The sequence below is a fragment of the Pseudoalteromonas sp. S1609 genome (assembly GCF_005887255.1).
Lineage (GTDB): Bacteria > Pseudomonadota > Gammaproteobacteria > Enterobacterales > Alteromonadaceae > Pseudoalteromonas.
In genome coordinates, this window is record NZ_PNDJ01000095.1 from 1 (window position 1) to 21,961 (window position 21,961).

21 protein-coding genes and 1 tRNA gene are annotated in these 21,961 nt (G+C 40.4%); 21 read left to right on the plus strand and 1 reads right to left on the minus strand.

Annotated elements, in window-relative coordinates; genetic code table 11:
• The first annotated feature begins 119 nt into the window (after positions 1 to 119).
• The 10 genes from trmJ (at position 120) to CWB76_RS18450 (ending at position 10,062) form a co-directional block, all read left to right on the plus strand.
• Positions 120 to 845, plus strand: a complete 726-nt coding sequence (gene trmJ / locus CWB76_RS18405; protein WP_138609573.1) for a tRNA (cytosine(32)/uridine(32)-2'-O)-methyltransferase TrmJ — start codon at positions 120 to 122, stop codon at positions 843 to 845.
• Positions 846 to 1,047: 202 nt separating this feature from the next.
• Positions 1,048 to 1,539 (plus strand): Fe-S cluster assembly transcriptional regulator IscR, encoded by a 492-nt coding sequence (gene iscR, locus CWB76_RS18410; RefSeq protein ID WP_008113921.1) that lies wholly within the window; start codon positions 1,048 to 1,050, stop codon positions 1,537 to 1,539.
• Positions 1,540 to 1,563: 24 nt separating this feature from the next.
• Positions 1,564 to 2,781 (plus strand): IscS subfamily cysteine desulfurase, encoded by a 1,218-nt coding sequence (locus CWB76_RS18415; protein WP_008113922.1) that lies wholly within the window; start codon positions 1,564 to 1,566, stop codon positions 2,779 to 2,781.
• A gap of 40 nt (positions 2,782 to 2,821) precedes the next feature.
• On the plus strand, positions 2,822 to 3,205 hold the full coding sequence (gene iscU / locus CWB76_RS18420; protein WP_008113923.1) for a Fe-S cluster assembly scaffold IscU: 384 nt from the start codon (positions 2,822 to 2,824) through the stop codon (positions 3,203 to 3,205).
• Positions 3,206 to 3,214: 9 nt separating this feature from the next.
• On the plus strand, positions 3,215 to 3,538 hold the full coding sequence (iscA, locus tag CWB76_RS18425) for an iron-sulfur cluster assembly protein IscA (RefSeq protein ID WP_008113924.1): 324 nt from the start codon (positions 3,215 to 3,217) through the stop codon (positions 3,536 to 3,538).
• Between the two features lie 86 nt (positions 3,539 to 3,624).
• On the plus strand, positions 3,625 to 4,152 hold the full coding sequence (hscB, locus tag CWB76_RS18430; protein ID WP_138609575.1) for a co-chaperone HscB: 528 nt from the start codon (positions 3,625 to 3,627) through the stop codon (positions 4,150 to 4,152).
• A 42-nt stretch (positions 4,153 to 4,194) separates the two neighbouring features.
• On the plus strand, positions 4,195 to 6,057 hold the full coding sequence (hscA, locus tag CWB76_RS18435) for a Fe-S protein assembly chaperone HscA (protein ID WP_054202354.1): 1,863 nt from the start codon (positions 4,195 to 4,197) through the stop codon (positions 6,055 to 6,057).
• Between the two features lie 11 nt (positions 6,058 to 6,068).
• Positions 6,069 to 6,407 (plus strand): ISC system 2Fe-2S type ferredoxin, encoded by a 339-nt coding sequence (gene fdx / locus CWB76_RS18440; protein ID WP_008113929.1) that lies wholly within the window; start codon positions 6,069 to 6,071, stop codon positions 6,405 to 6,407.
• 213 nt (positions 6,408 to 6,620) lie between these two features.
• On the plus strand, positions 6,621 to 8,048 hold the full coding sequence (locus tag CWB76_RS18445; RefSeq protein WP_138609577.1) for an NAD-dependent succinate-semialdehyde dehydrogenase: 1,428 nt from the start codon (positions 6,621 to 6,623) through the stop codon (positions 8,046 to 8,048).
• Positions 8,049 to 8,520: 472 nt separating this feature from the next.
• Positions 8,521 to 10,062, plus strand: coding sequence for a methyl-accepting chemotaxis protein (locus CWB76_RS18450; protein ID WP_138609579.1), 1,542 nt, complete (start codon positions 8,521 to 8,523; stop codon positions 10,060 to 10,062).
• A gap of 331 nt (positions 10,063 to 10,393) precedes the next feature.
• On the opposite strand, the gene CWB76_RS18455 is transcribed toward CWB76_RS18450, so the two are convergent.
• Positions 10,394 to 10,469: transfer RNA gene (locus tag CWB76_RS18455), tRNA-His, on the minus strand.
• A gap of 261 nt (positions 10,470 to 10,730) precedes the next feature.
• On the opposite strand from CWB76_RS18455, the gene CWB76_RS18460 reads away from it, so the two are divergent.
• From CWB76_RS18460 to CWB76_RS18510, 11 genes are all read left to right on the plus strand, one after another.
• Complete coding sequence (locus CWB76_RS18460; protein ID WP_010390598.1) at positions 10,731 to 11,549, plus strand: mechanosensitive ion channel family protein; 819 nt, start codon at positions 10,731 to 10,733, stop codon at positions 11,547 to 11,549.
• A 94-nt stretch (positions 11,550 to 11,643) separates the two neighbouring features.
• Positions 11,644 to 12,426: a DUF481 domain-containing protein gene (locus tag CWB76_RS18465; protein WP_138609581.1), complete on the plus strand. Its 783-nt coding sequence runs from the start codon at positions 11,644 to 11,646 to the stop codon at positions 12,424 to 12,426.
• Between the two features lie 114 nt (positions 12,427 to 12,540).
• Positions 12,541 to 15,246 carry an SLBB domain-containing protein gene (locus tag CWB76_RS18470; RefSeq protein WP_138609607.1) on the plus strand — a complete coding sequence of 902 codons (2,706 nt, stop codon included), beginning with the start codon at positions 12,541 to 12,543 and terminating at the stop codon, positions 15,244 to 15,246.
• 37 nt (positions 15,247 to 15,283) lie between these two features.
• Positions 15,284 to 16,345, plus strand: a complete 1,062-nt coding sequence (gene wecA / locus CWB76_RS18475; protein ID WP_138609583.1) for a UDP-N-acetylglucosamine--undecaprenyl-phosphate N-acetylglucosaminephosphotransferase — start codon at positions 15,284 to 15,286, stop codon at positions 16,343 to 16,345.
• Between the two features lie 10 nt (positions 16,346 to 16,355).
• A complete protein-coding gene (gene gspG / locus CWB76_RS18480; RefSeq protein WP_138609585.1) occupies positions 16,356 to 16,751 on the plus strand; it encodes a type II secretion system major pseudopilin GspG in 396 nt (131 codons plus the stop codon).
• Positions 16,751 to 18,400 carry a GspE/PulE family protein gene (locus CWB76_RS18485; RefSeq protein WP_138609587.1) on the plus strand — a complete coding sequence of 550 codons (1,650 nt, stop codon included), beginning with the start codon at positions 16,751 to 16,753 and terminating at the stop codon, positions 18,398 to 18,400. Before gspG ends, CWB76_RS18485 begins: the two co-directional genes overlap by 1 nt.
• A complete protein-coding gene (locus tag CWB76_RS18490) occupies positions 18,400 to 19,602 on the plus strand; it encodes a type II secretion system F family protein (protein ID WP_138609589.1) in 1,203 nt (400 codons plus the stop codon). Before CWB76_RS18485 ends, CWB76_RS18490 begins: the two co-directional genes overlap by 1 nt.
• Positions 19,603 to 20,016, plus strand: a complete 414-nt coding sequence (locus CWB76_RS18495; RefSeq protein WP_138609590.1) for a type IV pilin protein — start codon at positions 19,603 to 19,605, stop codon at positions 20,014 to 20,016. It begins immediately after the preceding gene.
• Positions 20,003 to 20,434, plus strand: a complete 432-nt coding sequence (locus tag CWB76_RS18500; RefSeq protein WP_171039655.1) for a type II secretion system protein — start codon at positions 20,003 to 20,005, stop codon at positions 20,432 to 20,434. Before CWB76_RS18495 ends, CWB76_RS18500 begins: the two co-directional genes overlap by 14 nt.
• Complete coding sequence (locus CWB76_RS18505; RefSeq protein ID WP_138609594.1) at positions 20,424 to 21,107, plus strand: PulJ/GspJ family protein; 684 nt, start codon at positions 20,424 to 20,426, stop codon at positions 21,105 to 21,107. The genes CWB76_RS18500 and CWB76_RS18505 overlap by 11 nt, the downstream gene beginning before the upstream one ends.
• Positions 21,107 to 21,961 (plus strand): type II secretion system protein GspK, encoded by an 855-nt coding sequence (locus CWB76_RS18510; RefSeq protein WP_138609596.1) that lies wholly within the window; start codon positions 21,107 to 21,109, stop codon positions 21,959 to 21,961. The genes CWB76_RS18505 and CWB76_RS18510 overlap by 1 nt, the downstream gene beginning before the upstream one ends.

The following is a 21,961-nucleotide window of genomic DNA, read 5'->3' on the forward strand; positions in this document are numbered from 1 at the left end:
GACCGCTGACCGCTGACCGCGAACTGATCTTTAAGATCTCGACTATTGAATATAGGATCTCAGCGCGTTTTCATGCTAGAATTTGCGCAATTTTTTTGTACTCGATAAGTAGCACTGTAATGATCTTAGATGATATCCGCATCGTTTTAGTTAATACCTCACATTCTGGCAATATTGGTTCTGCGGCACGCGCCATGAAAACCATGGGATTATCAAAGTTATACCTTGTAGATCCTGCTTGTGAAATAGATAGCCATGCCAGCGCACTGGCTGCAGGTGCTACAGATGTACTTGGTAATGCGGTTATTGTTGATACGGTTGCCGATGCCATTGCTGATTGTGCATTAACTATTGGTACTAGCGCTCGCTCGCGTACATTGTCTTGGCCTATGGTTGAGCCGCGTGAATGTGGTGAAAAGCTTGTTGGCGAAGCTGTAAATGGCCCTGTAGCACTTGTATTTGGTCGTGAAAACAGTGGCTTAACAAACGAAGAATTACAACTGTGTAATTACCATGTGTGTATTCCTGCTAACCCAGAATACAGCTCGCTAAATTTAGCCATGGCAGTACAAACCTTATGTTATGAAACGCGCATGGCATTTTTAAATCAACAGCCTAAAGCGGAACAACAAGAAGACGACACCCTATATCCATCGTCTAAACAAACAGAGCTGTTTTACGAACATCTTGAAGAGACCTTGTTTAAAACAGGCTTCATCATTAAGCAGCACCCAGGCATGGTAATGACTAAGCTACGTCGCTTGTTTAATCGTGCTCGCCCTGAAGATGCTGAAATGAACATATTACGAGGTATTCTTACCTCAATTAATAAGTCTATAAAATAGCAATTAGTTATAAATAGCGCCCTTTATTACTCCACTAATACTTGACTAAATTACTCAGGTAATTACAATAGACCCAATACTTGACCAAAACAGTCAGGTATTACAAGTTTATCGGTGGCCGTTTGAGGCTAGCCAATCAGGATAATACTTGACTAATCTACTCTGGTAATTAAAATTTGCACTCTTTTGTGCGGGGGGCGTTATGAAGTTAACATCAAAAGGCAGATATGCCGTTACAGCCATGCTGGATGTTGCACTACATGCAAATATAGGCCCTGTAGCGCTTGCAGATATTTCGCAGCGCCAAGAAATTTCTTTGTCTTATCTTGAGCAGTTATTCGCCCGTTTACGTAAGAATGGGCTAGTGAGTTCTGTTCGAGGTCCTGGTGGGGGCTATTTACTAGGACGTGAGGCTGATGTAATTTCAGTTGGCGATGTTATCAATGCGGTAGATGAATCTGTTGACGCTACACGGTGTCAGCGAAGCAATACTGGTTGTCAAAGTGGCATGCGTTGTTTAACCCATACATTGTGGTCAGACTTAAGCGCACGAATTGAAGAGTTTTTAAATAATATTACCTTAGCTGAACTGGTTGAAAAGTCGGACGTTAAAGCGGTCGCTCTTCGCCAAGAAAACAGCGTTAATGATGCAATTAAGCAGTTGGAAAATATTCAAGTAAGCTGTCAACTTTAAGGTTGACCTGCAGCGGAGAGAGAAATGAAGTTACCGATTTATTTAGATTACGCAGCAACTACGCCCGTTGACGAACGAGTTGCCAAAGAAATGATGCAGTGCCTGACTATGGACGGTAATTTTGGTAATCCAGCATCGCGTTCACACCGTTTTGGTTGGCAAGCTGAAGAAGTCGTTGACCAAGCACGTACTGACATTGCCGATTTAATTAATGCAGACCCACGTGAAATTGTATTCACATCGGGTGCAACAGAATCAAATAACCTTGCTATTAAAGGTGCAGCTCAGTTTTACAAGAAAAAAGGTAAGCATGTTATTACCGCTAAAACTGAACACAAAGCAGTTATCGACACATGTCGTGAGCTTGAGCGTCAAGGGTTTGAAGTAACTTATATGGACGTTGAAGAAAACGGCCTACTTGATCTGCAAAAATTAGCAGATACGATGCGTGACGACACTGTGCTTGTAAGCATTATGCATGTAAATAACGAGCTAGGTGTAATCCAAGACATCAACACTATTGGTGAAATGTGTCGCGAACGTAAAATTATGTTCCACGTAGATGCAGCACAAAGCGCAGGTAAAGTTTTAATCGATGTGCAACAAACCAAAGTAGATTTCATGTCATTCTCGGCGCACAAAGTATACGGCCCTAAAGGCGTAGGTGCTTTGTATGTTCGTCGTAAACCACGTGCACGTTTAGAAGCACAAATGCACGGTGGCGGCCATGAACGTGGTATGCGTTCTGGTACATTAGCGACCCATCAGTTAGTAGGTATGGGCGCAGCATTTAGAATTGCAAAACAAGATTTTGAAAAAGATCACGCACACATCAGTGCGTTACGTAAACGCCTAATCGACGGCATTTTAACAGATATGGACGAAGTGTACTTTAACGGCACACAAGACCAATCAGTACCTGGTATTGTTAATATCAGCTTTAACTTTGTTGAAGGTGAGTCGTTACTAATGGCCGTTAAAGATATTGCGGTATCGTCAGGTTCAGCCTGTACATCTGCAAGTTTAGAACCTTCTTACGTATTACGTGCATTAGGCCGCAACGACGAATTAGCACATAGTTCAATTCGTTTTAGTATTGGCCGTTTTACCACAGAAGAAGAGATTGATTACACCGTTGAGCTAATGAAAAACTCGATTGGTCGTTTACGTGAAATGTCTCCTCTTTGGGAAATGCACCAAGAAGGTGTTGATTTAGATTCAGTTGAATGGGCGCACCACTAATTAGTGGAGCTCATACCTAGCAGGTAGTGAGGATAGAATTATGGCTTACAGTGATAAAGTAATCGACCACGTAGAAAACCCACGTAACGTAGGTGCTCTAGATAAAAACGATCCGTCAGTGGCAACGGGTATGGTAGGCGCACCAGCATGTGGTGACGTAATGAAGTTGCAAATTAAAGTGTCAGCAGAAGGCGTGATTGAAGATGCAAAATTCAAAACGTACGGCTGTGGTAGTGCAATTGCTTCATCTTCACTGGTAACAGAGTGGGTTAAAGGCAAAACATTAGACGAAGCTGCAACTATCAAAAACACCGATATCAGCGCAGAGCTAGAATTACCACCAGTGAAAATTCACTGTTCAATTTTAGCAGAAGATGCAATTCAAGCAGCAATTGCAGATTACAAAAGCAAACATACAAACTAAGAGATATTCATGGCAGTGACATTGACAGATGCGGCAGCAAACCGCGTACAATCATTTTTAGCAAACCGTGGTAAAGGCATAGGCCTGCGAGTTGGCATTAAAACGACGGGCTGTTCAGGTCTTGCTTATGTATTAGAGTTTGTTGATGAGCTAAACGATGACGATGAAACATTTGCGGCCAAAGGCGTTACCTTAATTGTTGACGCTAAAAGCTTAGTTTATATCGACGGCACTGAGCTCGACTACACAAAAGAAGGCTTAAATGAAGGGTTTAAATTTAATAACCCTAACCAAGCTGATGAGTGTGGTTGTGGCGAAAGCTTTACCGTTTAAGCTCAAACTTGTTTTGAATACCTAAGCTACTTGGGTATAACTAAGCCCTGCCAATTAATGTAGGGCTTTGTCATTTGTGAGAAGTTATGCGTTATTTTGAGTTATTTGCAATTCCCGTTGACTACAATATTGATTTAGCAACGATTAACAAGCACTACTTAGAACTTCAACGTGCTGTTCACCCTGATCGCCATGCTAACGCTAGCAGTCGTGATAAATTAATGGCCGTACAAAGTACTGCCGAAATTAATGATGCACTGCAAACACTCAAGCACCCCGTTAAACGTGCAGAATATATGCTGAGCGAGCTAGGCGTTGATATTCGCGCTGAGCAGCAAACATTGCAAGATCCCATGTTTTTAATGCAGCAAATGGAGCTTCGAGAAGAACTTGAAGAGTTAGCGAGCGCAAGCGATCCGGACTCTGCTATTGCCCATTTTGAAAAACAAATAAAGCAGCTTGATCAGCAGTACAGTGCGCAATTGGCAGAGCAGTTAGCAAGTAACGATGAGCAGCAATATCAAAAAGCAGCAGACAGTATCCGTAAGCTAAAGTTTGTTTATAAGTTACGCGACGAACTTGAACGCATTGAAGACAGTTTATTTGACGATTAATTCACTTGCTGCAAAGCGAGCAACACGAGTTTAAAGAGCATTATGGCATTATTGCAAATTGCTGAGCCGGGGCAGAGCGCGGCACCACATGAACATAAATTAGCAATTGGAATTGACTTAGGTACCACGAATTCATTAGTGGCAACCGTACAAAGCGGCGAAGCTCGTACTATTACTGATGAGTCAGGCGAAGCAATGTTGCCGTCTGTAGTGCGTTACCAAGCTGGTGGCATAACCGTAGGTGCAGACGCGATGCAAGCAGCTACACTCGATCCGGTTAATACACTCATTTCAGTCAAGCGCTTTTTAGGTAAAACCCAAGCCGAAATAGAGCAAAGCTACGGCCAACTGCCTTATCAATTTTGCGATGATAACGGCGCGCTTGCGATAGCAACTGAAGCCGGGAAAATCAGCCCAGTAAAAGCATCAAGCCATATTTTAGGTGCCCTAAAAGCACGTGCAGAACAAAGCTTTGGTAATCAAGATATTTTAGGCGCAGTTATTACCGTACCAGCCTATTTTGATGATGCACAACGCCAAAGCACTAAAGATGCGGCTGAACTTGCCGGCATTAATGTGCTGCGTTTATTAAACGAGCCAACCGCGGCTGCGGTTGCTTATGGCTTAGATTCAGGCCAAGAAGGCATAATTGCTGTTTATGACTTAGGTGGCGGAACATTTGATATTTCTATACTGCGCTTAAATAAAGGTGTGTTTGAAGTATTGGCCACTGGTGGCGATTCTAGTCTAGGCGGTGATGACTTTGACTCATTATTAGTTGACTACTTAAAACAAGAAACTGGCGTGACGGGCTTATCTCCTTCGGTATTACGTTTATTCATTAACAAAGCCAAAGCCTGTAAAGAAGCACTCAGCCAATACGAAAAAGTGAATGTTGGCCTTGAGTTTGACGATGAAAAATACATGGTTGAAGTAACGCGAGAGAAGTTTAACGAGCTGGCTATGCCACTGGTAAAAAAAACGCTCCGCTCATGTCGTCGTGCAGTAAAAGATGCCGGTATTGAAAACCAAGAAGTACTACAAGTGGTGATGGTTGGCGGTTCAACCCGCATGCCGTTGGTACGTACTCAAGTTGGCGAGTTTTTTGATAAACAACCACTCACTTCAATTGATCCTGATCGTGTTGTTGCACTGGGTGCAGCATTACAAGCTGACGTATTAATTGGTAACAAGCCAGATTCAGACATGTTATTGCTGGATGTGTTACCGTTGTCGCTAGGACTTGAGACCATGGGTGGCTTGGTTGAAAAAATTATTCCACGCAATACCACTATTCCAGTTGCACGTGCGCAAGAATTTACTACGTTTAAAGATGGTCAAACGGCTATGTCGTTGCATGTATTACAAGGTGAGCGTGAACTGGTTGACGATTGTCGATCGCTGGCAAAGTTCAGCTTAAAAGGCATTCCACCTATGGCGGCGGGAGCTGCGCATATTCGCGTTACCTTTAAAGTAGACGCTGATGGTTTACTAAGCGTATCAGCCATGGAAAAATCAACTGGCGTTCAAGCAGAAATACAAGTAAAACCGTCGTTTGGTTTGTCTGACGACCAAGTTGCTAATATGCTTAAAGAGTCGATGAGTAACGCTAAAGGCGACATGCAAGCGCGTATGCTTAAAGAGCAACAAGTTGAAGCGCTTCGTGTAATAGAAGCAATGGAAGCCTCTTTAGCAGCTGATGGCGATTTACTTGAGCCTGAGCAACTAGCGGCGCTAAAAGTGGAAATAAACGAACTTGCAAAAGTACGCGAGAGTGCACAAGAGCCAAGCGAAATTAAAGCAGCCATTGAAAAAATGGACAATGCGAGTAGTGATTTTGCCGCGCGTAGAATGGATGCATCAATTAAAAAAGCCTTAACAGGCCAGTCAGTAGACAATATATAAGAGAGATTAGAATGCCACAAATTGTTTTTCTTCCCCATCCGGAGTTGTGTCCTGACGGTGCTGCAATAGAAGCGCCCGCTGGCGAAACGGTACTTGATATCGCGCTTAAAAATGGCATTAGCATTCCTCATGCCTGTGAAAAATCATGTGCATGTACAACCTGTCACTTAGTGATCCGTGAAGGTTTTGACTCATTAGATGAAAGTGACGATCTAGAAGACGACATGCTAGATAAAGCCTGGGGTTTAGAACCAGAGTCACGTTTAGGTTGCCAAGCAATTATTAGAGATGAAGACTTAGTGGTTGAAATACCTAAGTACAATCTCAATATCGTTAATGAAGAACACTAGTTTTTAATTAACGACTATTATATTAAAAGCCGCTGTTTAATACCGCGGCTTTTTTGTTTGTATTAAGTAGCAGCGGGTTTACCCCGCGTCTTTTTAAAGGTTACGAGCGACGGGCTGCTAGGTGCGGGTAAATTAAAAAACCTTGTAGCGTTAACCACAAGGCTTTTTAATATATCGAAGCTCGAGGCCCAAAACCCATTTCGGAGGTGTATTTTGAGTGATCTTATTTTTTCAGACTCGTTTATAAACGGTGAATTTTATCAAACCAGCACACGCTTTAGTGTTAATGATCCCGCCACCGAACAAAGTATTGTTGAAGTTAGCGACATTGACGAGCAAGGTGTAAATACAGCTATTAATGCGGCAAAAGGCGCGTTTGTAAAATTAAAAGCAACCAATGCAACCGAGCGAAGTGAAACTCTGATGCGCTGGTATGAGTTGGTGATTAAACATAAACAAACGCTAGCTACACTTATGACCAAAGAGCAGGGTAAGCCGCTTAAAGAATCTCTCGGTGAAATAGATTATGGCGCCGGCTTTATTAAGTGGTTTGCTGAGCAAGCTAAGCGTAGCTATGGGGATGTGATCCCTGCAACCGACAATCAGCATCGCTTAACCAGTTATAAACAACCTATTGGCGTGGTTGCCGGTATAACACCATGGAACTTTCCTGTGGCTATGGTAACGCGAAAAGTAGCCCCTGCTTATGCTGCTGGCTGTAGTTTCATTTTAAAACCTTCTGAACATACACCACTATGTGCTATTGCTTTAGCGTATTTAGCTGATCAGGCTGGCTTTGTAATAGGTGCATTTAATGTATTGGTATCACAAAACGCTAAAGACGTTGGTAAAATGTTGACTGACTCAGAGGTGGTACGTAAGTTCACCTTTACTGGCTCTACAGGTGTAGGTAAGCAGTTACTATCACAGTGTGCACAGACAATTAAAAAAACATCAATGGAATTAGGTGGCAATGCGCCGTTCATTATTTTTGATAATGCCGATATTGATGACGCTATTGATGGCCTAATGGCGGCTAAATTTAGAAATAGTGGCCAAGCGTGTGTGGCGGCAAACCGTATCTTCATCCAGCGCAGTATATTAAATGAAGTACTTGAAAAAATTACACCTAAAGTCGCTGCGCTCAACGTTGCAAACGGTTTTGATGAAAATGCCGACATAGGCCCGCTTATTTATCCCAAAGCAAAAGAGAAAGTGCAACAACTGATTAAAGATGCTCTCGATAAAGGCGCTACGCTAATTGGAGATAACAGTAACTTAGGTGGCAGCTTTCAAAACCCATTAATAGTTACTAATGTCACTACACAAATGGATATTTATCATGAAGAAGTTTTTGGCCCTGTATTAACGGTGATCCCATTTGATGAAGAAAGCGAAGCCCTTGCGCTTGCTAATGACGTTCCTTATGGGTTAGCTGCGTACTTTTATAGCCAAAACATTAAACAAATCTATCGTATAAGCGAAGGGTTAGAGTTTGGCATGATAGGTGTAAATGAGGGGGTTATATCAAACCCTGTAGCACCGTTCGGTGGGGTAAAACAATCAGGTCTTGGAAGAGAGGGGGGTCACCAAGGTTTAGATGAATACCTAGAAGAAAAATACGTATGTATTAGGGTTTGACTCTCTAGACTGTTCCGATGAGTTAACCGTTTAGCGTTTTAAGTTGCTTGAAATGGGTGTAAATGCTACCTTTTTAAAAAATGTTTAAGTAAACAAAAAGTAAAAAATTTCTATAAGTAGAAATACCCCCGTGTGTAAATGCCACCATTTTGGTGGCATTTTTTTGCCCTTTTTTAAGGAGAGGTTTTTGGCTACTTCCTCCTTGTAGGTCTAAACTATTCTTAGTTAGATACTATTCTGCTTATATCCTTTTTAAATGTAGGCTTTTATGAAAGAGTAATTCTTTTTAATTCGCGTGAATATTTGTAACTGCATGTTTTTAAATGTATATTTTTGGTGCGTGAATGAGTAGAATAAAGTTTCAGTAGTTTCAATACTATTAACATATAGTAAAAATGTATAATTGTGTTTTATACATTTATAAATTAACATCCCGCAAATTCACCCATTAAAAAATAATGAAGCACCCACTATGAGTAGAAGAAATCAAGCAACGGTAGACCAGGAAGTTTCGTTTGGCATTGACGAAGAATTAGTTTCTACAACAGATTTACGAGGGGTTATCACCTATGCAAATGATAGCTTTTGTAAAGTTTCAGGGTATACCATCAATGAGTTAAAAGGGAAAAATCATAATATGGTTCGTCACCCAGATATGCCACCTGCGGCATTTGGTGATATGTGGTCTAATTTAAAAAGCGATACCGCATGGCGAGGAGCTGTAAAAAATAGATGTAAAGATGGGCGTTATTACTGGGTAGATGCCTTTGTAACTCCTATTTATGAAAACGGTAAAAAAGTAGGTTATCAATCAGTTCGTCAACAACTCCTTCCAGAATATAAAAACCGCGCAGAAAAGCTATACCAACGTTTAAACAACGGTCAATCAATTGTCCCATTAACTGAAAAATTAGCCGCATTTAAACTTCCTCTATTTATTGGCTGTGCAGCTTTAATTGCTTGGTTAACAAGTTATATGTTCTGGTTATGTTTACTGTTTGTTCCTCTGCCTTTTGTTATTTTTTATGAAGAGTTAATTCGTTCGCAAAGCACAATCATAAAAACCAAAGCAGGTCCAGATAGCGTATCTCGGCATATTTATTCTGGTAGCGACAGCCTCAGCTATAGTGATTTTCAGATTAAATTACTTGAGGGTAAAGTTACGACGATTGTTGGCCGTATTATTGATGGTACTTTAAGCCTTAGTAAAGGTGCTGATTCTCTTAAAACTTGTGCTGAAGCTGCGCAGGCCGGTGTTGAAAAAGAAGCATCAGAATTACATCAAGTGTCGTCAGCGGTTGAAGAAATGGTACATTCAATTGATGAGGTTGCTAAAAATACCTTAGTAACCAACCAGCGTGTTCAGCAAGCTCACCAAGACTGCGAAAGCGCAACGCAAGCAATGTCAGGCACCATGCGTGAAGTATCGTTACTCGCCAACGAGGTGGATAACTCGGCAAGTTCAGCGAGCGGGCTAGCAACAGAGGCTGAAAAAATTGGTGGCATAATGCAAGAGATACAAGGGATTGCCGATCAAACAAATTTACTTGCACTTAATGCGGCTATAGAAGCTGCGCGTGCTGGTGAGCATGGTCGAGGGTTCTCGGTTGTTGCTGATGAAGTGCGAGCACTCTCAAGTAGAACGCATACTGCTACAGAGCAAATTCAAGTCTCTATATCTGAAATGCAATCTACGTTACTCAATTGGTCAAAAACAATGGAAGCGGGTAAAAACGCTGCAGAGACTTGTGTTAAAGAAACGCGAAATAGCCAAGATATCGTCTCAAAAGTATATGCTGCAATTACTGATATTTCTGATTTAGCAACACAAATATCAACCGCAGCAGAAGAGCAAAGCATGGTATCACAAGAAATCAGCCGTAATATTTCAAATATTAGTACCGCTTCGTCAGAAAACTTAGCCCAAGCGCATAATGTGGGTGCTGAGTCTAATGCGATTGAAAAACACTCTAAAGCATTAGCGTCACTAGGCCTTTCTTTTAAAGTAGGTTAACAACTTGAGCAAGGACAGCAAATACCCAAGTGTATGAGGCGCTGAGAATATAACATGTTCTCAGCGCGCCTAAAGCGTCAAATACGGGCAACGGGCTGTGTGGTGCGGGGAAAACCTGCTACTACTGGTGTTATTTGTAATATTTATTTAGCAGTGACTTCATGTCGCATCAGGCTTTTATTAAAAGCACCAAATAACGATATAAATCAACGCTGGGGAAACCGGCGGCTACAGATAAGGGCGTATTTTTTTATTTTATGTTTGGCTTTATGAAAACTAGATATAACTAAAAAATTAACTTTGGATATTACTGAGAGGACTTAGAAAATAGTGGGGCGATTGACGGGGCTCGAACCCGCGACAACCGGAATCACAATCCGGGGCTCTACCAACTGAGCTACAACCGCCACTACATACACCTTGTTTGGTGTGGCGCGCATAATACATAATATCCCTATGCTTGTGAAGCAAAAAATCAAAAAAAATTAAACTTATTATAAGTATTCTAAATTTAAGCTTATTGGCAACGGGCAACGGGCCTAAAAACTCCACAACCGCGGCTCAACCCCCTAACCCCTTAGTAAAACGTTGTTGCAAACACCTATTAAAGATTTACAATACTACAAACAATACCGCTAAACTGCTTAATAACACTATCAGGAGTTAATATGGATTCAATACTCAATTGGCTGAATGAAAATTCAGGCTTAATTTTACACTATGGTATTCAAGCAGTTATAGCGCTTGTTATATTTTTACTCGGTGGCCGAATTGCCAAGTTTTGTGCAAATTTAACCGCTAAAGCATTCGACAAGAAGAAAGTAGATGTAGCGGTTTCATCGTTTGTATCTAGTATTGTGTATGCCATTGTATTTGCAGCCACTATTTTAATGGCGCTGTCACAAATCGGTATCGAAACCACGTCATTCATTGCGATTTTAGGTGCTGCAGGTTTAGCGGTTGGCTTAGCACTGCAAGGGTCGTTATCTAACTTTGCATCTGGTGTGCTAATTATTTTACTACGCCCATTTAAATCTGGTGACTACGTTGAAGCTGGCGGTAAAGCTGGTACGATTAAAAAAATCGAAATATTTTCAACAGAAATGCGCACTCCTGATAACAAAGTTATTGTAATGCCTAATTCAAAAATAATGTCAGATGCGATCATTAACTACTCGCGCGAAGCAACGCGTCGCGTTGATCTTGTGATTGGTGTTGGCTACGACGCCGATTTACGTAAAGCAAAAGAAGTACTTAAATCAGTACTAGATAACGAATCACGCATTTTAAAAGATCCTGCATACAACGTATCGGTTTCTGAACTTGCCGATTCAAGCGTTAACTTTATCGTACGCCCGTGGGTTAACTCAGAAGACTACTGGCCAACATACTGGTCGTTAATGGAAAATATTAAAATAGCGTTAGACGACGCTGATATTACCATTCCATTTCCACAAATGGATGTGCATTTGCACAAGCAAGACTAATTTTAAAAAGTTATTAAGGTAATGCTCACGTTAGGTTTGCTAACGTGCGCGCTGCTTTAAAGAGCATGAATATTTTTTACAGGGTTATTTTTTAATGAAACTTAAGCTTTTATCAATTTTAGTAGCAGCCTCAGCTACAACCAGTGCATTTGCATCAGAAGAAGAACAAAAAACCTGGGAAGTTACCAGTGAAGTGGGCGCTATCATTACTAGCGGTAATACCGAAACAACGACCTTAAAAGGCGGTATTAAAGTATTGCATAACTTAGAAAGTTGGAATAACGAGTATAAGTTAGACGGCATCTACAAAGAAGATGAAGTAGAAAACGACGCTGGCACAAAAGAAAAACAGCGTACTAACGAAAAGTACTCTATTTCAGCGCAGGGTAATTACAAATTAAACGAAAAGCATGCTCATTTATTTATTTATGGGTCGCACGTATCAGACTACTTTGGTGCATACCGAAGTGAATCAGTTATTTCAGCGGGTTATGGTTTACGTTTACTAAACGAGACAAACATGAAGCTAAACGCTGAAATTGGTCCGGGTTATAAGTATTTTAAGTATCCAGATATTAGCGAAGAGGTTGATGAAAACGGCAACTCATTAGCGGGTGAATACGAAGGCGAAGTGATTGCCTTAGGTAAAGTAGATTTTAGCTGGAAAATTTCAGACAACGCGCGTTTCACTCAGTTAGTGTCGGTAGAATACGGTGATACTAATACTAAAACCCGTTCAGAAAGCGCATTACTTACTAAAATCAATGGCTCATTGCAAATGAAAGTGGCTTACAATATAACCAATAACTCTGATGTGGCTGATGACAAAGAAGCAACAGATACAGAGACTTCATTAACACTTGTTTACAGTTTTTAACTATACTAAAAGTATAATAATGGGTAAGCGTGCTTACCCATTTTTTTTACTTATAAAATGGTGTAGTATGCCGCGGCTATCTTTATTTTACTGGAAGGACACTTTGTGAAGTTAATTAAACTTTTTGCGGTACTGCTATTATTAGTATTCGCTTCGTCATCATTTGCGCAAGGAAGTAGTCAAGGTGTTGCACCTACAGAGCAGCAATTAGAGCAATTTCAGAAGCTACCAAAATCACAACAAAAAGCGCTTGCTGAAAAGTATGGAATTAGTTTAGACGCACTGGGTTTTTCGACAGATGGTGAATCATCCGATGATGAAGGTAGCAATAAAAATTCATCTTCTATATTACCTCGAGATTTAGATGAAAAAGATTCTGAGGAATTAACCGATGAAGAAAAATTCAAACCTAAAGAAGAAGAAATAAAGCCGTTTGGCTACGAACTTTTCTCTGGTGAGCCAACAACCTTTGCACCCTCTGAAAATGCATTAGTCCCAAGTACTTATATGGTGGGTCCTGGTGATACATTTACACTAAACTTGTATGGTAAAGAGTCCTTTAATGGAGAGGTTACAGTTGATAGAGAGGGCCGCCTTGTTATTGACAAACTTCAGCCTGTAAACGTTGCAGGTATGCAATACAACCAAGTCGTTGAGCTGATCCAACAAAAAGTTGAACAAGAAATGATTGGTGTTAGAGCATTTGTTTCAATGGGCGAAACCAGAACAATTAGAGTAATGGTTTTGGGTGAAGCATACAAACCTGGCGCTTATACCATTCCCTCACTTTCATCAATAACTCACGCGCTGTTTGTTAGTGGTGGGCTTTCTGATATAGGTTCGTTGCGTAATATTCAATTAAAGCGAGCTGGCAAAACAATTCAAACTCTGGATCTCTATGATCTATTAATTGAAGGCGACAGTTCTGATGATGTGATCTTAAAACCGGGTGATGTTGTTTTTATTCCGCCAGTTGGTAAGCAAGTAACAATCAGTGGCGAAGTTCGCCGTCCAGCTATTTTTGAACTACAGGGGTCAGAAAGTTTAGATGAAGTCATTGCTATGGCTGGCGGATTGACTGCCCAAGCTTACCCACAAAAAACCATCGTAGAACGTTACACAGGTAATAGTTCAAAAACGATTTTACAGCTTGATATAACTAAAAACTCTCAATATTCACCTAAAAATGGCGATACTATTAAAGTACCAGCATCGAGCGATGAGCTTGATAATGCAGTTACTTTAATCGGTGCAGTAACGTATCCAGGTAATTATTCTTGGAAAGAGGGGGATAAAGTTAGTCGACTTTTCACTTCAGTTAAAAGTGATTTATTACCTACTGCTGATTATGAATACGGATTGATTGTTAGAGAAGTTAATCAAAAAGGTGACATAGAAGTACACCAGTTTTCACCCTTAGAAGCCTCACAAAACAACGTAAAAAGTGACTTAGAGCTCAAAGCCAGAGATATAGTTGTAATTTTTAGCCGCTTTCAAACTAAAGATGATGAAGAGGCAGCCTTAAAAACACTCGCTATAACAAAAGAGCAATTAGAATTAAGAGAGCGAATGAAGCTCTGGGAACAATACGAAGAAAAGCAATTCTATGAATTTATAGACTTAGGTGGTGCGTTAGAAAAAGAGCTAGCAGAGCAGCTAGCAGCAGAAGAAAGTAAAAAAATCACTAACATTACTGACTTCCTAAATAGCAAAGAAGAAGAGCTTAAAGAAAGCGACTATGCTGTATTCAGTCGAGAAAAGCTATTACGTCCTATTATTGCAAAATTAAACCAGCAATCTAGCTACTCGAGCCAAGTTAAAATATTTGGTATTCGCGGGGAAGTTCGTTTTGACGGCGTTTACCCTCTTCCTATAAATGCGACCGTGAAAAAAGCAGTATTAGCAGCGGGCGGATTAAAAGAGTCAACATTCCTTGAAAAAGCTGAAATTACTCGTTATAGCAATGAGCACAAAAGCTTACTTGATCATGTAGAAGTAGACTTAAATGAAGCGCTTACAAGCAATGATAATGAAAAGTTTGCAATACAAAGTAAAGATTCAATTAGCATCTACCCGATACCAAATTGGCAAAAAGATTTACAAATTGAAATTGTAGGTGAGGTTAGATTCCCTGGTATATACAGTATCCGCAAAGGTGAAGACTTAACTAAAGTACTTGAGCGAGCCGGTGGTTTTACGGAGTTCTCATATCCTGAAGGTGCCATTTTTACTCGCGAGTCAATCCGATTCCAAGAGCAGCAGCAATTAAATAAACTATCTGAAGACTTAAGACGCGATATTGCAGCTAAAAGTTTTAACAGCTCAATAACCGACTCATCTTTGAGTTACAAAGATATGGATAGTTTGATTACAGATTTAGCAAAAGTTAAAGCAGTAGGCAGGCTTGTTATAGATTTACCTGCTATTGAACAAGGTCAGCAGCACTTACCGCTTCAAGACCAAGATGTGCTTTATATACCTACTAAAAGTAATAGCATTAGTGTAGTCGGAGAGGTTAACTTTTCTACATCCCATATTTTCAAGGCTGGATTATCACTTGATGATTATATAAACAGAAGTGGTGGCTTTAAACAGCGTGCAGACGAAGAGAGAATTTACATAATTAAAGCCAGTGGTTTAGTTACAATTCCTGATCAAGGGTCGTGGTTTGCGGCAAATAAAGCTGAAGAGTTGAGCCCTGGTGATACAATTGTAGTGCCACTAAATACCGAACATGTAGATAACTTAACATTATGGAGCACAGCAACTCAAATCCTTTACCAAATGGGTGTAGCGTTGGCTGCTATTAGCTCACTATAAACATGAAATATACTTTGAGAGACATTGGGTCTTCGTTATGATTTTTGAATTTATTATGCTTGCTTTTGCATTTGGCTTTTCGTATGCAGTGATATTTGCTATTACGCCTTTAGCCGTTAAGTTTGGGCTTGTCGATACCCCGTGCAATCGTAAGCAACATGACGGAGCCATACCACTTATTGGTGGGCTCTCAATATTTTTAGCTGTATTTATTTCTGTTTTAGCGTTTTACCCGTTAACTACAGAAGTTGTAAGTTACCTTATGTGTGCTGGCGCAATTGTCATTTTGGGTGTAGTAGATGATTATCGTCAATTAGGTGTGAAAATTCGCATATGTATTCAGGTCATTGTTGCGCTTGTTATGATATGGGGCAGTGATGTTTATATACATAACCTAGGCGATTTATTTTCATTTGGAGACGTGAACCTGAGCTGGTTTGGGATCATTTTTACTATTGTCAGCGTAATTGCCTGTATCAATGCATTTAACATGATAGATGGTATAGATGGCTTAGCTGGTTCGCTGAGTATACTAACTTTACTCTCGGTATTTGTGCTGATGCTGATGAGCGGAAATTATGCATTTGCATACTTACCGCTTATCATTGTTGCTACCGTTGCGCCCTATTTAGCATTTAATTTAGGGCTTAAAGGGCACAAAAACAAAAAAATATTCATGGGTGATGCAGGTTCAATGTTTATTGGGCTTAGCGTTATATGGTTCTTAATGGTGAGCACTCAAGCGAGTGAGCCCGCTTTTAGACCGGTGACCGCGTTGTGGATAATTGCGGTACCACTCATGGACATGATGGCTATTATTATTCGCCGAACACGAAAAGGGATGTCGCCTTTTCATGCAGACAGAGACCATTTACACCATATCTTTATGAGAGTAGGCTTTAGCCCACGTAGAGCGCTTAGCGTGATATTAACGTTTGCAATTGTGATGAGCTCAATCGGTATTTTTGGTGAGATTTTACAAGTTCCAGAATGGGTAATGTTAGCTCTATTTATAGTTGTTTTTGTGCTTTATGCATTAGCACTTCAACACTGTTGGAAAGTGGCAAGATTTTTACGCAGAAAAAACAATAAGCATTAAAGAGAGAATTATGAAAAAAAATAGTGGTTTTACAATGATGGAGTTATTAGTCGTCATCGTTATTTTAGGTTTGTTAATGTCGTTAGTTGCGCCTAAGTTTTTCTCAAAGTTAAGTTCTTCTGAACGTAAAATAGCGGCAGCACAAATGTCGTCATTTGAAACAGCTATTGATACGTACCGCTTAGATTTAGGGAAGTACCCAACCGAATTGTCTCAACTTCGTCAAGGCGACGAACCTCGTTGGGATGGCCCGTACTTACCAAAAGATGTACCACTTGACCCTTGGGGAAACCCATATGTTTATAAAACTCCGGGTTCTGAAGGTAACCCATATACCTTAAAGTCATACGGTAGTGATGGTAAAGAAGGTGGTACAGATAATAACGCGGATATCATTCACCTATAATGCAACTACATGACTTACTGCTAAATAAATTTAGCGTTGATGCGCAAGATCTCCAAAGAGCGATAAGTTACCAAGCTAAATACAGCGGTCGACTTGAACAAATTCTTGTAAACATGGGAAGCCTACCAGAGGATCAAGTTTCACAATTACTGAGTGAATATTTAGAGATCCCGCTATTTTCAAATGAGCAATATGCTAATTTTGAACCTGCTACTATTGAAAAGCCCGCACTTGATGTTTTTTTAGCACAAAGCTGGGTGCCACTGAGTAAGCAGGGTGAACATATAGAATTTGCCTGCAAAGATCCGCTTAACCAAGTGATGAACGAATGGTTAATTAAAAACAACCAAGAGTACACATTATTCATAGCTAATGAAGTTGATATTCAGTTACTTATTTCAAAGTATGAAGAACCAACCACAGATCTTCTAGACGACAATCCTCTCGATGAGGAAGAGCGTCTTAAAGAGCTGGCCACAGAAGCGCCAACGGTAAACTTACTCAACTCGCTAATTAGCCGGGCATTGCGTCAAGGTGCATCAGATATGCACTTAGAGCCTTATAAAGGGCGCTACAGAGCACGCTTTCGTGTTGACGGTGTGCTTCATGAAGCTGAAACAATATCAGCCAGAAAACAGCTACCTATAATCACACGGTTGAAAATTCTGTCGGGTATGGATATAGCCGAAAAGCGCCGCCCGCAAGACGGCAAAATAGAAATGAAAATTGCCAACCAAGAAATTGATATTCGTGTATCTGCTTTGCCACTTAATGATGGCGAATCAGTGGTAATGCGTTTTTTACGCAAAGAAAACGTTCGCTACGACATGTCAGTGCTGGGATTATCGAGTGATATAAACGAATTAATCTTGGATGATATAAAAACCACATCGGGAGTGGTGTTACTAACAGGCCCAACAGGCTCTGGTAAAACAACCACTCTCTATACGTTTTTAAATGCACTCAATAACGACGATGTAAAAATAATTACCTTAGAAGATCCTGTTGAATACCAATTACCAGGCATCAACCAAGTGCAAGTTAATAGCGATATAGGCTTTGACTTTTCAGCTGGTCTTCGCTCAGTGGTACGTCAAGATCCTGATGTAATTATGCTTGGTGAAATACGCGATAAAGAAACCGCACAAATAGCATTACAATCAGCGCTTACGGGGCATTTAGTGTTTAGTACCGTACACACTAACGATGCCGCAAGTGCTTATACGCGTTTACTGGATTTAGGTGTTGAGGAGTTTTTACTGAATGCGGCACTTGTTTCTATAGTTGCACAGCGTTTAGCTCGTAAAATATGTGACCATTGCGCTGAACCAGAGCCAAGCGCACAAGCACTGATTGAGAAATACGACCTAAGCAATTTTGCAAAACGCTTTAATTTACCAAGTATAGAGTTAAAACGTGGTGCAGGTTGTGAGCATTGTAGTCAAACAGGTTATAAAGGCCGGATGGCGGTAACCGAATACTTACGCTGCGACAGCGAAATAAAAGCGATGCCTAAAAACGCCGACTTTATCCCTAAAGCCAAGCTACACAACCAAAGCTTAAACAGGCGAACGCTCTTAGAAGATGGCTTATATAAAGCGGTACTAGGGCAAACAACCATAGCTGAAGTTATTAGGGTTGCAGGGTAATGCCACTCTTTAATTATAAAGCATACGATAGCTCAGGTGCAAAGTCAGACGGTCAAGTCGAAGCGCAGGATCAGCAAGACGCTATTACAAAACTAAAAGCACAAAAGCTACTTGTTTTTGAGATTAAAGAACAGCAAAAGCAGCATGCGCTAAGTTTAAGTTTTAATAATAAAATTTCACTCTCAGATCTTGAGTTTTTAACTGCAGAGCTAAGCTTATTATTAGCCACTGGCGTTAGAATTGACCGTGGGCTAGATATAATTAGGCGCACTAAAGCCAAGCCTGCACTAGCTAAAATGCTAGCCGATATAAGCAACAGCATAAAAAAGGGCAGCAATTTATCACAAGCATGCCGAGCGCACCCCGACGTATTTGATAATTTATATTGTAACTTAATTGAGCTTGGTGAAGCCTCAGGTAACTTAAGTGAAATATTTGCGGGCCTCGCAAAAGATCTAAAGTTTAAGCGCGAGCTACAACGTAAAATTATAGGCTCGTTAACTTACCCCTGCGTTATTTTATTTGTATGTGTGTTAAGTATATTTTTTATATTTAATTTTATTATTCCCAAAATGGCCGACATGTTTAGCCAACTAGAAACTATGCCATGGTACACCCAACTTATGCTTTCTATTAGCGATTGGATGAATCAATATCAAGGGCTGCTTGCTATTGGGGTTATTGGTATCGTACCAGCGATAATATGGGCGTCAAAAAAGCCCCGCTTTTTAAAATGGTGGCATAAATCGGCATTAAAGTTACCCGTAATCGCTAACGCGACAATTACTGTAGAACGAATTCGTTTTAATAGCGGCTTAAGTTTAATGTTAAAAGCGGGAGTGCCTATCGACCAAGCACTTGAGCTTTCTGCGGGTAACATAAAAAACCATGTTTTAAACCATGAAATGAACATAGCCCGAAAAAAAGTAAAGCGCGGTAGCCAATTAACACCAACGCTACAGCAAACTTCGTTATATCCGCCATTTTATATATCCTTATTAGAGGTGGGTGAAGAATCGGGCAATCTCGATATCGTATTTGAAGAAATAGCTAACCGCTCACGACAAGATTTTGAAACTTGGACCGACAACATGACCGCGCTCATAGAGCCGTTGATGATTTTATTTATGGGGGGCTTTGTAGGAGGCATTGTTGTGGTTATGCTTATGAGTATGATATCGCTAAACGATGTAGGTTTTTAAATGCACTCAATGAGTCTTAAGTTTAGTAAAGGGTTCACCCTAATTGAACTTATTATTGTATTAAGTATCGTAAGTTTACTGTTAAGTGTTGTAGCCCCTATATCGATTAAAGCGGTTGATAAAACAGAGGCTAAAACAGAGCTGTTAAACACCACAAAGTGGATTAAAAATATTGGCTTTCAAGCGTTTATAAAACAGCAGAGCTACTCGTTAGAGCTGTATGGCAATACATTAAACTTGTATAAAATACCCAGTAACGAGCTCGTTAAAACAAAAGAGTTGGCGTCGCTTAACTTTACTCAGCAAAGAGTTGATTTTAACGCCAACGGATTTGTCACCCCAGCACAAATAAGTGGTCATTTTAGAGGGGAACCCCTTACTATTTCATTAGAGCCTAATAGTGAAAAACAATAACCAAAGCGGATTTACATTAATAGAATTACTGGTTGCCACTATCATATTATTTATGGCAATGGGCGCCGTATCGCTTATTTATCGTGGAGCGTTCATATCTAGCGAAAAAGCCAGCAACCACGTTAATATAGTCGCGAATGTTCCCGCACTGCTGAGCCAAATAAAGCAACAAGTACAAAGTGCCCCCCCGCAGCAAACACAATTAAGCGGTCAAGGCACTGCATGGCAAAGCACCTACACTTGGCAAGCCAATGTGCAACAAAGCAAAAAAGTGACCGATGAAGCTATGGCGTTGGAATTTGGCGAAAACGCCGCATCAAAAACCCAATTTAAACTTTGGCAAGTCACTCTAACCCTAAATAGCCATGGTATAGTAAAAAATTATACCTTTAACGAAGTGAGCTGGCATGATGCGTAAACAGCAAGGCTTTACGCTTATTGAGCTGCTAATATCGGTTACTTTGCTTTCGATGCTTATGTTTACCGGTAACTACGTGTATATGCAATTAGCATCGCGATGGAACAAAGAACTGGGTAGTTTTGAGCAAAACGTGGCGAAAACTAAAGCGGTGTATTTATTGCAAGCAACGCTTGATGGCGTTGAGCCTTATTTAATTAAAAATAACAAAGGTCGCCCAGAAATGTTTTTTGTAGGTGACGATAAAAGCTTATTAGCCATCACCAAGCGGGGGCTAATTAATAATCAATACCCCGAGATATTTCGCTTAACTGCAGTGCAAAACAAAAATGATAAGTATGACCTAGTTTATCAAGCGGTATCCGGCAGTGAGCTATTACTTATTAATTCAGAGCAAAATATAGAGTTTACTCAGCAAAAAACGTTACTGACTAATTTAGACGAGGTGAACATAAGTTACTTTGGTTGGAGAAATCTTGATCAAATGGCACTGCAAACATCTGGTGCTGAACCTGTGTGGCAGAGCAAATATTCAGGACTAGACCAACAACTCACGCCACAAAAAATAAAAGTAACATTGCTTAAAAATCAACAGCCTTTAATTTTTTATAGCCAATTAGATACAAAGTCAAACACATGGTATGGCAACTATATACAAACAGGTGACTTTTAATGCAGCGTGGTATTGCCCTAGTACAGGTATTGCTAATTGTGGCTGTGCTTTCAATTCTTGCTTTATACTTTACTCAATCGGCGCGTCAGCAAGTACATAATGCCACGCTTATGGTCGATAAAGCACAAGCCTATATTGAGCTGAAAAATGCACAGGCCAATATACTGTATGCGTTACTCACTGAGCAAAAAGATCCAGAGCAAACTCAAAACTCACAAAACCAAACATTGATTAATAAATGGAACTTTCACGGTGAAGAGTTTAGTTATAACCCGCAAGTGAGCGTAGCAATACAAGACTTGCGTGGCTTACTTAACTTACATTACCCTAACAAACAACGCTTAACCCAGCTATTGACCTACAGCGGTCTAAATGATTATGATGCGCAGTTAATGTCGCGGCAAATTATACAGTGGCAGCAGTTGGATGGGCGCACCGACTCCCTGCCTAATAACATAACAGCGCGTCATGCTGCCATACACGACATAGCAGAGCTAATACATTTAGGGCTAGCACCAGCACAATTAAATGCTTTACGGGCAAATACAACGCAGTATAAAAAAGGGGCGTTTAACCCCATGACGGCGCCAAATTCGCTGTTAAATGCGTTATTAGCAAAAGATGTAGCAAGCCATGTTATTATGCTGCGCAGTGCAAAACAACTCACCGTACGAGAGTTTTCACAAGTTACAGGCTTTAACGAAAGCGACGATATTATTTTATATCCGTCTAATTTATTTAAAGTAACGTTAAATGCACAAGTGGGCGAAGCACGCATACAAAAAGAAATTTATTATCATTTGCAACCAACAGGCAACCCTGTAGTTAACATAGTGGCAGTTAAGGCGCAGTAG

Excerpts from the sequence above, each read along its gene's own strand:
- CWB76_RS18495 (WP_138609590.1), top strand. The coding sequence starts at position 19,603 with ATGCACTCAATGAGTCTTAAGTTTAGTAAAGGGTTCACCCTAATTGAA.
- hscA (WP_054202354.1), top strand. The coding sequence starts at position 4,195 with ATGGCATTATTGCAAATTGCTGAGCCGGGGCAGAGCGCGGCACCACAT.
- CWB76_RS18485 (WP_138609587.1), top strand. The coding sequence starts at position 16,751 with ATGCAACTACATGACTTACTGCTAAATAAATTTAGCGTTGATGCGCAA.
- CWB76_RS18465 (WP_138609581.1), top strand. The coding sequence starts at position 11,644 with ATGAAACTTAAGCTTTTATCAATTTTAGTAGCAGCCTCAGCTACAACC.
- gspG (WP_138609585.1), top strand. The coding sequence starts at position 16,356 with ATGAAAAAAAATAGTGGTTTTACAATGATGGAGTTATTAGTCGTCATC.
- CWB76_RS18415 (WP_008113922.1), top strand. The coding sequence starts at position 1,564 with ATGAAGTTACCGATTTATTTAGATTACGCAGCAACTACGCCCGTTGAC.
- CWB76_RS18490 (WP_138609589.1), top strand. The coding sequence starts at position 18,400 with ATGCCACTCTTTAATTATAAAGCATACGATAGCTCAGGTGCAAAGTCA.
- CWB76_RS18450 (WP_138609579.1), top strand. The coding sequence starts at position 8,521 with ATGAGTAGAAGAAATCAAGCAACGGTAGACCAGGAAGTTTCGTTTGGC.
- trmJ (WP_138609573.1), top strand. The coding sequence starts at position 120 with ATGATCTTAGATGATATCCGCATCGTTTTAGTTAATACCTCACATTCT.
- iscA (WP_008113924.1), top strand. The coding sequence starts at position 3,215 with ATGGCAGTGACATTGACAGATGCGGCAGCAAACCGCGTACAATCATTT.
- fdx (WP_008113929.1), top strand. The coding sequence starts at position 6,069 with ATGCCACAAATTGTTTTTCTTCCCCATCCGGAGTTGTGTCCTGACGGT.
- wecA (WP_138609583.1), top strand. The coding sequence starts at position 15,284 with ATGATTTTTGAATTTATTATGCTTGCTTTTGCATTTGGCTTTTCGTAT.
- CWB76_RS18505 (WP_138609594.1), top strand. The coding sequence starts at position 20,424 with ATGATGCGTAAACAGCAAGGCTTTACGCTTATTGAGCTGCTAATATCG.
- CWB76_RS18510 (WP_138609596.1), top strand. The coding sequence starts at position 21,107 with ATGCAGCGTGGTATTGCCCTAGTACAGGTATTGCTAATTGTGGCTGTG.
- iscR (WP_008113921.1), top strand. The coding sequence starts at position 1,048 with ATGAAGTTAACATCAAAAGGCAGATATGCCGTTACAGCCATGCTGGAT.
- iscU (WP_008113923.1), top strand. The coding sequence starts at position 2,822 with ATGGCTTACAGTGATAAAGTAATCGACCACGTAGAAAACCCACGTAAC.
- hscB (WP_138609575.1), top strand. The coding sequence starts at position 3,625 with ATGCGTTATTTTGAGTTATTTGCAATTCCCGTTGACTACAATATTGAT.
- CWB76_RS18460 (WP_010390598.1), top strand. The coding sequence starts at position 10,731 with ATGGATTCAATACTCAATTGGCTGAATGAAAATTCAGGCTTAATTTTA.